Below are 12,559 nucleotides of genomic sequence, written 5' to 3'. Positions count from 1 at the left end.
GGAACTATCACGATGTGCCTTCAGGGTACTTGTGAGCTTTTGCCTTTTTGAAAACCGTAAAGGGGACGCCGCTATGAACGTTATTTTGAAAGAATCGCTGATTGCAGGCCTGATCGGCGCAACCATGTCAGCCGTCATGTCTTTTTTGGTCAATCAGAACTTACCTCTTCCTCTTTCCTCTCTGGATAATTCAATAGCACATGGCATTACCGGACTTATCAGTGGTTTGATCAGCGCCTTTATGGGGGTGTTCATGGTACTTCGCAAAGTCAACAGATCGACGGCCAAATAACGTGCTTGTGTGCAGGTGCAGATAGCCATAACCACCACTCGTGATTAGCAATCTCAGACACCACAATGAAGTGGTACAGAGGGAACACCATGAACCACAACGAGCAAGACGTTTTCACCCACGCACCTCTGCTGACATTGACAAACCCATTGGGGTTGTACGATCCGAGTGGCAATGGGTACTCCCACATGGCGCAAATTGCTTCGGGCGCGCGGTTAGTATTTATCTCAGGGCAGGGCGGTGAAAACGCCAAAGGGGAGCTGGCCGCCGATTACGTAATGCAAGTACGGCAAGCGTTGGATAACCTGCAAATCGCCTTGGCTTCGGCAGGCGCACAGGTCAACCAGGTAGCCAAACTGACCGTGCTGATCGTTGATCACAACCATGATCGCTTGGCGATTTTCGGCAAAGCGCTGAGCGAAGTGTGGGGCGCATCGACAAAACCTGCTTGTACGTTGATCCCGGTACCGCGTCTAGCACTCGACGGTATGTTGTTTGAGATCGAAGCCATCGCAGTCATTCCTGACTGACTCAATGATACCGATAAGGAATGAAGCTCATGACTGTTCGTACTGCCGTGCTTGCCTTGCATTACCAGAACGAAGTGCTGCACCCCAAGGGGCGCATTCGCGTGGGGTTGGCTGAGAACGATCCGATGCGCGACCAAGTAATCGAGGCGGCCAGACGACTGCTTGCGGGCGCCCGTGAGAAAGAGCTACCGATATTGCATGTGCGCATTGCTTTTCGCCCCGATTATGCTGACTGTCCGAGGAATACGCCGATATTCCGTAAGACCGTGGAATTGGGCGCGGTGCGAAATGGAGAGTGGGGTGCGCAGTTCTTGGCGTCGCTTGCGCCGCAGCCGAGCGAGCGTGAGTTCGTGATGACGCACACACGTATCAGCGCGTTCAAGGGCACCTCCGTCGAGCAGACGCTACGTATGTTAGGGGTGGAGCACCTGATCGTTGCGGGCGTGGCTACGCATTCGGTGGTCGACAATACCGTGCGCGAAGCTGCAGACCTGGGCTATGCCATCACGGTAGCCGCCGATGCCTGTGCGGCTGCAGCGCCGCACGTGCATCAAGCCGCGCTGTCCGCCATGGCGCTGATTGCTGATATCTCGACGGTGGCTGGCGCGCTACAGGCCGAGTGAAACTCTGCACGCTACGAAGGGCAGGGACGCTCGCTCCATGCCCTTTTCATGGGTTTGGGCCGGAGCGTTGGCGCGGCATCTGTGTCAGACGCAAGGCGTTGAGTACCACCGTCAACGAGCTGATGGACATGCCGACTGCGGCCCAGATGGGTGTGATCCAACCCAGGGCGGCGAACGGCAGCATGAGGCCGTTATACAGCGCCCCCCACAGCAGGTTCTCAATGATTATCCGACGTGTGCGCCGTGCCAGGCGGAAGGCTTGCACCAACGCATCCAGGCGGTTGGACAGCAGCACCGCATCGGCGCTGGTCTTGGCCAGGTCGGTGGCCGAGCCCATGGCCACGCTGATATCCGCAGCGGCCAGCACCGGTACATCGTTGACCCCGTCGCCGAGCATCAGTACTTTGCGGCCTTGGCGATGCAATTGTTGCAGCATTTGCAGCTTGTCATTCGGGCTCAGGCCGCCGCGGGCCTCGTCAATGCCCAGTTCGGTGGCGACGCTGGCAACCATTGGCGAGCTGTCGCCCGACAGCAGCAGCGTGGTCCAGCCACGCGCCTTGCAGGCGGCAAGCAGCGCGGGGGCGTCGCTGCGCAGGTGGTCGTCAAGGACCAGCCAGGCCAGCGGCCCTTGGCTATCGCCCAGCAGCAGCCATTGGCCGGCTTCATTCGGCATCGGCGGAACTGCACAAGCGCTCAGGTCACACACGAAGGCTGGCTGGCCGATGCGCAGGTGTTGCTCGCCCACTCGGCCCTCCAGACCCAACCCAGGTATGTTCAGCACGTGTTCGGCAGCCAGCGACGCACGGCCGAAGGCTCGGGCTATCGGGTGTTCGGAGCGGTTCTCCAGCGCGGCGGCCAGGCTCAGGCATTGCTGACTGTCGAGATCGCCCAGCGGGTGAATCGCACGCAAAGTCAAGCGGCCCTCGGTGAGCGTGCCGGTCTTGTCGAAAATCACCGTATCGATCTGATTCAAGCCTTCGAGTACATGGCCGCGAGTCAGCAGCAGGCCAAGTTTGTGCAGGGTGCCGGTGGCGGCAGTCAATGCGGTCGGTGTGGCCAGGGACAGGGCGCAGGGGCAGGTGGCGACGAGCATTGCCAGGACGATCCAGAAGGCCCGTGAGGCGTCCAGTTGCCACCAGAGCAAACCAATGGCGGCTGCAGCGATCAGCGAGAACAGCAGGAACCATTGGGCGGCGCGGTCGGCGATTTCGGCCAGGCGTGGTTTTTCGGTCTGGGCTCGCTCCAGCAGATGGACGATCGCGGACAGGCGAGTGTCCTGGCCCAGGGCCAGGACCTCCAAGGTCAGCGTGCCATCGACGTTGAGGGTGCCGGCGGTAACCGCGTCGCCCGGGCTGCGCGGTTGCGGCAGGTATTCGCCGGTGAGCAGGGATTCGTCGATGCTCGACTGGCCTTCGAGGATCTTGCCGTCCGCTGGCAGAATGGCGCCGGGATGCACCAGTACCTTGTCGCCCAGGCGCAGTTCGCTGAGCAGGATGCGTTGGCTCTGGCCGTCGGCGTCCAGGCGCAGGCACGAGGCCGGCAGCAGATTCACCAGGCGCGCGGTGGCGGCCGCCGTACGCTCGCGGGCTCGGCGTTCCAGGTAGCGTCCGGCGAGCAAGAACAAGGCGAACATACCCACGGCATCGAAGTACAACTCGCCGACTCCGGTAATCGCGGTCCAGATCCCGGCGATATAAGCGATCCCTATCGCCAGGGACACCGAGACGTCCATGGTCAGGTGGCGGGTGCGCAGGTCACGCAGGGCGCCTTTGAAGAATGGCGCGCAGCTGTAGAAGACGATGGGTGTGGTGAGAAACAACGCTACCCAGCGCAAAATCGTGTGCAACTCGGGGCTCAAATCCAAATTGAATTCCGGCCAGGTCGCCATGGTCGCCATCATCGCCTGGAACCATAGCAGCCCGGCAACACCCAACTGACGCAGGGCCAGGCGGTTTTCGCTGGCCAGTTGTTCGGACGCATGATCGGCCTGATAGGGGTACGCGGCGTAGCCGATCTGTCTGATCTCGTTAAGCACCTGGCTCAGGGGTAGCTGCTGGTCATCCCAGCGCACGTTCAAGCGATGGTTGGACAAGTTCAGTCGCGCTTCAGCCACCGCCGGCAGAGCGCGCAGGTGTTTTTCGATCAGCCAGCCGCAGGCCGCGCAGTTGATGCCCTCGATCATCAGGAGAGTTGTGGCCAGCTCACCCTCATGCTGGACGAAGTGTTGCTGTACATCTGCCCGGTCGTATAGCACTTGCTCATCCGGCAACTGCTTTGCCAACGTTTCGGGGTTGGTCGAGGCTTCACTGCGGTGGCCGTAGTAACCCTCCAGATTATTGGCAGCAATGGCTTGGGCCACGGCCTGACAACTCGCGCAGCAGAACTCGCGGGTCGTACCCAGGATGACTGCGGTATAGGGGCTGCCGACAGGCACGGGAAGGGTGCAGTGGTAGCAGGGAAGTGGCGTGCTCATCACGGTCTCCTGTCCTCGCACGGATCGCATCACTGCCAAACCAGCGGCATCTGGCTGCTTCGCGTTGAGGGGCGATGCTTCACTAGAAAAGGAGTTCACCCATGCCAGCTGCAAGTCCCCCGGTAAGGCTGCTTCGAAACGCTGGCTGGGCAAACGCTGTAACGCTGAGAGAGAAATGGGTCAGGTTGAGTCTCGGACTCTTGCCGGCCGTGGATTCGACTCTCGGCGATACCGGGATGCGGTTATTGCGTCGGTGTAACTGACAGGCTTTCTATGATCTCCTGCAGGCAGGTTAGAGGCGTAAAAAAGCCGCTTCGCGAAGTGGAGCACATCGATGCGAGCGGCCATGAGATAACTCAAAGGAGGAACCCCAAAAATACATGGGGGGATGAGCCAGCTTATGTAGGAAATTTCCCAGGGCTTTGCTCAAGTTGGAGTTGGTCAATGCGCCGCCATAGAAACCGGGCCGCAAAAAAGCCACCGAGTAGAATAAAGGCCAATTGCTTATCGCAACGCCTTTTTCAGCGCTCGGCCGTGATAGCCAGGGCTGGCAAGTTGGGTGTTGTAGCTCAATTGTGTTGGCGGCCAATCACACGTTCTATGGCGTCTTTGGTCTCGAGCAACGCGGCCTGAAAACGTTCGGCATGAACCTTTGCCCGCGAGGCCGGGGCCACGACCGTGATGGAGAAATTGCCCAGGTAGGTGCGGATGATGGTCGCGTAGGAGCAAATACCTTCGATGTACTCTTCCGTTTCCTGGGCGATGCCGCTGACACGGATCTGTTCCAATTCTGCCAGCAGGGCCTTTTTGTTCAGCGTGGTGCTTGTCAGCGCCGGCAGCTGTTTTGGCAGGATTGCTTCGAGGTCCTGAGATGACAGGTCGGCCAGGAGTATCTTGCCGCTGGACGTTGCAAACGATGGGGGGTTGATGCCGATTGGAAAAACAATGCGCAATTCCCGTTCAGCCACCACTCGATCGATCACATACACCTTGTCGCCGATCAAGGACGACAACGTCACCGACTCGTTCAACAACTGGCCAAGCTCGATCAGAAAGGGCTGAACCGATGAAATGATGTCGGTCTGGGTCTGGTTGATCAGCAAGCCCAATGCGGTCCCCAGCCGAAAGCCGCCCTGTGGGCCGATGGATTCAACCAGGCGTTCTTCTTCCAGGGCGGTAATGATCCGTTGCACCGTCGAGCGAGGCAGGTCGACGGCTTGTGCAATCGCCGCATGGCTCAAGCCCTTTGGGTTGTTTCCCAGTGCACGCATGATGGCGGCAGCCCGCGCAATGACCTGAATGCCACCGTTTTTTTGTTCCTGCTTGAGTGTCTCGTCGCTCATGTCTTATTCGCTCGCCTTTTTGCCGGGCGCCCATCTTACCCGATAGCGCCCTCAGGTCCTGGTGATCACCACATTTGGCGCACGTGATTGCGTGATGTTTGAGCGTTCGCCAAGGGTTTTTGAAAAGTACAGATTGATTTTGGTGAATCGTATAGTGATACACTGAACCTTATCGTGGTTCACGTATCTTTTTTTTCATCTTCCTGGGGAGTGCTTCTGGTGAAGCTCAGATGGCCGTCGCGTGCTGTACATATTCTTCCGCTCACCACCGCGTTACTGGTGGGCTGTAATCAATCCGAACAGGTTTCGACCGCCAGTGCTCCGGTGGAGGTTGGGGTCTATACGGTCAAGGCCGAGTCCTTGGTCATGACCACTGATCTGCCTGGGCGAACCTCGGCTTATCGCGTTGCGCAGGTACGCCCGCAAGTCAGTGGCATTCTGCAAAAGCGTCTGTTTGAAGAAGGTGCTCAGGTCAAGGAAGGGCAGCAGCTCTACCAGATTGATCCGGCGACCTATCAGGCCACCCTGGCCCGCGCGCAGGCCAACCTGGACACCGCGCAAAACCTGGCCAAACGCTACGCGAGCCTGCTGGAAACCAAAGCCATCAGCCGCCAGCAGCATGACGACGCGCAAGCGGCGTGGAAGCAGGCCAAGGCCGATGTTCAGGTCGCCAGCATCAACGTCCAGTACACCAAGGTGCTGTCGCCGATCAGCGGGCGGATCGGGCGCTCCAACATCACTGAAGGTGCACTGGTGACGAACGGGCAGGGCACGGAACTGGCGACGGTCAACCAGCTGGACCCCATCTATGTCGATGTGACCCAACCCATTACTCGCATGTTGGCACTGGAGCGTGCGCTGGAGTCTGGCAGCTTGCAGAGCACGGGTGCGGGGCAGGCACACGTCACCCTGACCCTGGATGATGGCAGTGCATACCCATTGCCGGGTACGTTGAAGTTCTCTGAAGTCAGCGTTGATCCCGGCACAGGCTCTGTGACTCTGCGTGCGGTGTTTCCTAACCCCAACGGTAAGTTGCTGCCCGGGATGTTCGTCCATGCACAACTTAAGGAAGGCGTGCGCGAGGCGGCCAAACTGGTGCCGCAGCAAGGCATCATTCGCGACAGCCGGGGCGTCGCCACGGCTTGGGTGATCAAGCCGGATGAGACTGTCGAGCTGCGTGAACTGCAAACCTTGCGCACCGTGGGTAATGCCTGGCTGGTCGGCAAGGGGATCGAAGCTGGAGAGCAAGTGGTCACCGAAGGGGTGCAACGCTTGCGCGCGGGAGCAAAGGTCAAGGCCAGCCCGGCCACTAACGTTGAGTTGATCAGCGACTTCAGCGCCACGACCGGCGAAGGGAGCTGATACCCATGTCCCGTTTCTTTATCGACAGGCCGATTTTTGCCTGGGTTATCGCCTTGATGCTCATGTTGGGGGGCGCGTTGGCGGTGATTTCGCTGCCCGTCAACCAGTATCCGAATATTGCGCCACCCGCCGTGCAGATCACCGTGACCTACCCGGGTGCGTCAGCGCAGACCGTGCAGGACACGGTGGTGCAGGTGATCGAGCAGCAGCTCAATGGCCTGGATGGGTTGCGTTATATCTCCTCATCCAGCAACACCGATGGCAGCATGCAGATCATCGTCACCTTCGATCAGGGCACCGACCCGGATATCGCCCAGGTGCAGGTGCAGAACAAGCTGCAACTGGCTACCCCCATGTTGCCCGAAGAGGTCCAGCGCCAAGGCATTAGGGTGGTGAAGTATCAGGTCAACTTCATGTTGATTCTGGGGCTGGTCTCGACCGATGGTCGAATGTCGGACTTCGACATGGGCAACCTGATTGTCGCCAATCTCCAGGACCCTATTTCACGGACCAAGGGGGTCGGTGACTTTTTAGTCCTGGGTTCACAGAACGCCATGCGTATCTGGCTCGACCCCGGCAAGCTCAACAGCTATCAATTGGTGCCCCAGGACGTCATGAGCGCGATCTCGGCGCAGAACGTCCAGGTGTCATCCGGGATGCTAGGTGGTTTGCCTGCACGTAAAGGTATTGAGCTGTCGGCCACCATCATTGGCAAGACGCGCATGACCACCGTGGACGAGTTCCGCGAGATCCTGCTCAAGGTCAATCCCGACGGCTCGCAGGTGCGTATCAAAGATGTGGCCGAAGTGGGGCTTCAAGCAGAAAACTTTTCCATTTCCAGTCAATTCAATGGCAAGCCTGCCTCGGGGCTTGCGTTGCGCCTTGCCACCGGTGCCAACCTGTTGGATGCGGTCGCGGCGGTCAAGAAAACCGCGGATGAGCTCAAACCTTACCTGCCGGAAGGGGTCGAGATTGTATTCCCCTACGACACCTCGCCCGTGGTGGCAGCCTCGATCAAGTCGGTGATCTACACCCTGTTCGAAGCGATCGTGCTGGTGTTTCTGGTGATGTTCCTGTTCTTGCAGAACGTTCGGGCCACGCTGATTCCTTCGTTGGCGGTACCGGTGGTGCTGCTGGCCACGTTCGGCGTGTTGTTCGCCTTTGGTTTTACCATCAACGTGATGACCATGTTTGCCATGGTGCTGGCCATTGGTCTGCTGGTGGACGACGCCATCGTGGTGGTGGAGAACGTCGAGCGGATCATGGCCGAGGAGGGGTTGTCGCCTAAAGAGGCGACACGCAAATCCATGGACCAGATTTCCGGAGCCTTAGTGGGTATCGGCCTGGTGATCTCGGCGGTGTTCATGCCGATGGCATTCTTCAGTGGCTCTGCGGGTGTGATCTATCGGCAATTCTCGATCACCATCATTGCCGCGATGAGCTTTTCGGTGCTGGTTGCCCTGATATTTACCCCAGCGCTGTGTGCCACCTTGCTCAAGCCGCACAAAGCCGGCGCGCACGAGAAAAAGGGCTTCTTTGGCTGGTTCAACCGCACGTTCGAAAAAAACACGCTGCGCTATGAGCGCAGCGTCAAAGGCATCCTCACGCGGCGCTGGCGCTTCATGGGTATTTACCTGTTATTGACCGTGGGAGCCGGGTTGCTGTTTACCAAGATCCCAATGGCATTTTTGCCTGACGAAGACCAGGGCATCATGGCGGTTCAGGTGCAACTGCCACAGAACGCCAGCGCAGAACGGACCGAAGACGTCCTGGGGCAGGTGCGTAAATTCCTGTTGGAAGATGAAGGCGTCGGCATTTCATCGGCCTTCACCGTGAACGGTTTCAACTTTGCCGGTCGCGGCCAGAGCAGCGGGATCGTGTTCGTGGCCTTGCGGCCGTTTGCCGAGCGTACATCGCCTGACCTATCGGTGTTTGCTATCGCCAAGCGCTTGAACGCGAAGTTTGGCTCGATCAAAGACGCCAACGTGATTGCCCTGGTGCCACCCGCGATCCTGGAGATGGGTAACTCGACCGGGTTCAACGTGTTCCTGCAGGACAACGGCAATGTCGGGCATGCCGGCCTGATGGCTGCCCGTAATCAGTTCCTGGGGTTGGCGGCACAAGATCCGACGTTGATGTTGACCCGGCCTAACGGCCTGGATGATGAAGCGCAGTACCAGGTCATCATCAATGATGAGCAGGCGCGGGCGCTGCAGGTGTCCATCGCCGACATCAACCAGACGATGTCGGTCGCCTGGGGCTCGGCCTATGTCAATGACTTCATCGACGGCGGCCGCGTCAAGCGGGTGTATGTACAGGGTGATCAGGATTCACGCATCGCGCCTGAAGACTTCGACAAGTGGTACGTACGCAACGCACAGGGCGAAATGGTGCCGTTTTCGGCGTTCGCCACGGGCAAGTGGGTGTATGGTTCGCCGAAGCTGGAACGCTACGGGGGTATCTCTGCCATCGAACTCCTGGGGACGCCGGCACCTGGCTACAGCACCGGCGATGCCATGCTGGCAGTTGAACGTATTGCCGCAAAAATGCCTGCGGGCATCGGGATGTCCTACACCGGTTTGTCCTATGAGGAGCGACACGCGGGTGCGCAGGGGCCAATGCTGTATGTCCTCTCATTGCTGATTGTATTCCTTTGCCTGGCCGCGCTGTATGAGAGCTGGACGATTCCGGTGTCGGTGCTGTTGGTGGTGCCACTGGGTATTCTTGGCGCTGTGTGCGCCACCTTGCTGCGCGGGCTGTCCAACGACGTGTTCTTTCAGGTCGGGATGCTCACCACCATGGGCTTGGCAGCGAAGAACGCGATCTTGATCGTGGAGTTTGCCAAAGACCTTTATGAGCACCAGGGACGCACGCTGGTCGAAGCCGCCGTGGAGGCTGCCCGCCTGCGTTTGCGGCCGATCATCATGACCTCGATTGCATTCATTATGGGCGTGTTGCCCTTGGCCCGGGCTGTCGGCGCGAGCAGCGGCAGCCAGCACTCCATCGGCACCGGCGTGGTGGGCGGTACGCTGGCGGCGACCTTCCTGGCGATCTTTTTCGTGCCGCTGTTCTACACGTTCGTCACCGGCCTTTTGAACAAAAAGAAAACACCGGATAACGCCCCGTCGGGAGAGCAAGCATGAGACTTAAAGCATTGACGCTCTGCGTTTGTATCGGACTTGGCGTGTCGGGGTGCAGCCTGATTCCGGAAAAGTCCTGGCTTGAAGTTCCTGCTGAAAATGCGTGGCCGCAAGGGGCTGCCTATGCCCAGCCCGGCATGATCGAGGCCAATGCACCTCGTGTGCTGTGGAATGACTTTTTCCGCGACGATGGGCTGCGACGGATGATCGCCGTGGCTCTGGAGAACAACCGGGATCTGCGTGTCGCGGCCCTGAATGTCCAGGCGTATCGTGCGCAATACCGGATCCAGCGCTCGGCGCTGTTTCCCTCTGTGGATATGAATGGCAGCGGCAACCGGCAGCGGTTGCCGGCTGATCTGTCGAGTACGGGGAGCGCCGGTATTCAGAGTCAATATGGGCTGAATGTCGGCATCACCTCTTATGAACTGGATGTATTTGGACGCGTCAGCAGCCTCAACGCGGCGGCCCTGGAAAATTACCTGGCCACCGCACAGGCACAGAACAGCATCCGTATCGGCTTGATCGCCGATGTGGCGAGCGCGTATCTGACGTGGCGTACCGACCAGGCGTTGCTTGAGCTGACCACCAGAACCTTTGATAGCTACAGCGCCAGCCTGAAGCTGATCAGCCAGGCGCATCGGGCAGGTACGTCTTCCGAGCTCGATGTGCGTCAAGCGCGCACTCAAGTCGACACGGCCAAGGCGCAAATGCTGCAATACACACGGCAAGTCGCCCAGGACGTCAACGCCTTGCGGCTGCTGCTGGGCGCCAACCTGCCGGATGATCTGCCCAATGGCACGCCACTGGAGGGCGCCGTCCTGGCAGATATACCCGTGGGCCTGCCGTCCGATCTGCTGCGCCACCGTCCGGATATCCTGCAGGCCGAGCACCAGTTATTGGCCGCGAATGCCAACATCGGCGCAGCTCGGGCGGCATTCTTTCCCTCGATCCGCTTAACTGCGACGGCTGGGTCGGCCAGCAGTGAGTTGGGTGACCTGCTCAATGGCGGCCAGGGCAGTTGGAGCTTTGCCCCGCAGATCAGCGTACCGATTTTCAATGGAGGACGGTTGCGTGCGAGCCTTGATTACGCCGAAATCCAGAAAGACATCAGCGTTGCCCAGTACGAAAAGAGCATCCAGACCGCGTTTCGCGAGGTAGCCGATGGCTTGGCAGCTCAGGGCACCTTTGGCAAGCAGTTGCAAGCCCAGCGTGATCTGGTGATGGACAGTCGCGCCTATTTCGATTTGGCGCAGCAGCGCTATGAAACGGGTGTTGACAGCCATTTGACCCTCCTCGATGCCCAGCGACTGTTGTTCACGGCCGAGCAAAGGCTGTTGAGTGATCAACTGCTTAAGCTGGACAGTCAAGTCCAGCTATACAAGGCGCTAGGCGGAGGTTGGGAGCCCTCTCAACTGATCAGTTCCGCTCGATAGTCACGTCAAAAAAACGGGCCAGCGTTGGCTGGCTCGTCAACGATCGCTATGAGTTTTCTCTCCTTTTTTCTGAAACGCCTGCTCGAGTCAGTCGTGATGCTGCTGGGAAATGTCCTACATATTGGCAGGAAATTTCTCACGAGTATGTGCACCGGTAAATGTCCGATCACCGCATGTGTGACCGGACGTTATTGGTTTGGCTGACCAGCCCTCGACGTTGTTTGAAGGGCGCTCAGTCCGATTTCTCATAGTTGGAGCGAAAGCACGTATGGCGCAGGTTAGTTTGATAGATATCAAATCTGGAAAACTGGTAGAGCAGGCAACGGGTAATTCCACCACCGTTGGCAGCCCCAGTATCGTAAAGATTTCGTTGAATCCTGAAACGCTGAAGTCTGCTTCGCGGGCTGGCGACGATTTGGTCATCGTGTTGAAGTCCGGTGAGCAGGTCGTGCTCAAGGGCTTTTTTGTTGTGGCGGCTGACGGTCTGCACAATGAGTTGGTGTTGGAAAACGAAGGGAAATTCTGGCACGCGACTTATGAGCCAAGCCAGGCATCACTTTCTTTAAAAGAGATTTCCAATGTAGATGAGCTGCTTGTGGAGGACGGTGACAACACCTTCATGTGGCTCCTTGGCGCACTTGGGCTCGGCGGCGTGGTGGCGTTGGCGACTCACAGTGGCGGCAGTGGGGGCGGTGGTGGTGGCGCAAACGCAGACGCTGCTGTCAGCGCTACCAAACCGTCTGCGCCTGTGATCAGTTTCGATACCCAGGCCAACAAGCTCGCTATCCAGGGCCGCCCTGGCGCTACATTTGAGGTCAAGGGGGAGGGTGGTCAGGTACTTGCCTCCGGCACGCTGGGTAATGATGGCCGTGTGCAGGTCGAGCTACCTTCAAGCGCCAGTCATCAAACTATCACCACGACTCAGACGGAGAATGGCCTTCAGTCTGATCCTTCCGTAGCACTCACCCTGCCGCTGATGAAGCCTACGCTGGGCACGCTAAATCCCGACACTGGGGAATTGCCGGTCACCGGCAAGCCAGGTGCGACCGTGCAGGTGCAAGACCAGAACGGCAACCCGATTGGCAACCCAGTCACTTTGGACGACAACGGTCAGGGCACCGTGACGCTGCCGGGCAACACCAGCGGCCAGCAGGTCGGTGTGGTGGTCAAGGACGGTGACACGCAGTCGCCTGCCACCAACGTTGATGTGCCGCTGTTGGCACCGCAGTTGGGCACTGTCGATCCAGCCACTGGCAACGTAGTAGTCACCGGCAAGCCAGGTGCGACCGTGCAGGTGCAGGACCAGACCGGCAATCCGATTGGTAAACCAGTCACTCTGGACGACAAAGGCCAAGGCACCGTA

The 12,559-nt window shown here is 58.8% G+C and carries 9 protein-coding genes; 7 read left to right on the top strand and 2 right to left on the bottom strand.

Translation table 11 applies throughout. The annotated features are described in order from the left end of the window. The first annotated feature begins 73 nt into the window (after positions 1-73). From E4P00_RS20450 to E4P00_RS20440, 3 genes are all read left to right on the top strand, one after another. A complete protein-coding gene (locus E4P00_RS20450) occupies positions 74-292 on the top strand; it encodes a hypothetical protein (protein WP_078820930.1) in 219 nt (72 codons plus the stop codon). 89 nt (positions 293-381) lie between these two features. After that, entirely contained in the window at positions 382-822 is a 441-nt protein-coding gene (locus E4P00_RS20445; protein ID WP_248132753.1) for a RidA family protein, read from the top strand. Positions 823-851: 29 nt separating this feature from the next. Next, entirely contained in the window at positions 852-1,445 is a 594-nt protein-coding gene (locus E4P00_RS20440; protein ID WP_248132751.1) for a cysteine hydrolase, read from the top strand. A 46-nt stretch (positions 1,446-1,491) separates the two neighbouring features. Here the strand turns inward: E4P00_RS20440 and E4P00_RS20435 are convergent, their stop codons facing one another. Together E4P00_RS20435 and E4P00_RS20430 are read right to left on the bottom strand one after the other, a co-directional pair. Next, positions 1,492-3,918, bottom strand: coding sequence for a heavy metal translocating P-type ATPase (locus E4P00_RS20435; protein ID WP_078820927.1), 2,427 nt, complete (start codon positions 3,916-3,918; stop codon positions 1,492-1,494). 569 nt (positions 3,919-4,487) lie between these two features. Beyond that, entirely contained in the window at positions 4,488-5,261 is a 774-nt protein-coding gene (locus tag E4P00_RS20430; protein WP_078820926.1) for an IclR family transcriptional regulator, read from the bottom strand. A gap of 276 nt (positions 5,262-5,537) precedes the next feature. Between E4P00_RS20430 and E4P00_RS20425 the strand changes: the two genes are divergently transcribed. From E4P00_RS20425 to E4P00_RS20410, 4 genes are all read left to right on the top strand, one after another. Then, entirely contained in the window at positions 5,538-6,623 is a 1,086-nt protein-coding gene (locus tag E4P00_RS20425) for an efflux RND transporter periplasmic adaptor subunit (RefSeq protein ID WP_282443269.1), read from the top strand. A gap of 5 nt (positions 6,624-6,628) precedes the next feature. Beyond that, a complete protein-coding gene (locus E4P00_RS20420; protein WP_248132749.1) occupies positions 6,629-9,766 on the top strand; it encodes an efflux RND transporter permease subunit in 3,138 nt (1,045 codons plus the stop codon). Further along, entirely contained in the window at positions 9,763-11,196 is a 1,434-nt protein-coding gene (locus tag E4P00_RS20415; protein WP_248132747.1) for an efflux transporter outer membrane subunit, read from the top strand. The genes E4P00_RS20420 and E4P00_RS20415 overlap by 4 nt, the downstream gene beginning before the upstream one ends. Positions 11,197-11,392: 196 nt before the next feature. Continuing rightward, the coding region (locus E4P00_RS20410) for a BapA prefix-like domain-containing protein (protein WP_248132745.1) at positions 11,393-12,559 on the top strand (1,167 nt) is incomplete at its 3' end.

Origin of the sequence: Pseudomonas sp. B329 (assembly GCF_023127835.1) — a bacterium.
In the GTDB taxonomy this organism is placed as follows: Bacteria; Pseudomonadota; Gammaproteobacteria; order Pseudomonadales; family Pseudomonadaceae; genus Aquipseudomonas; species Aquipseudomonas synxantha_A.
This window is presented reverse-complemented; position numbering and strand designations above follow the sequence as displayed.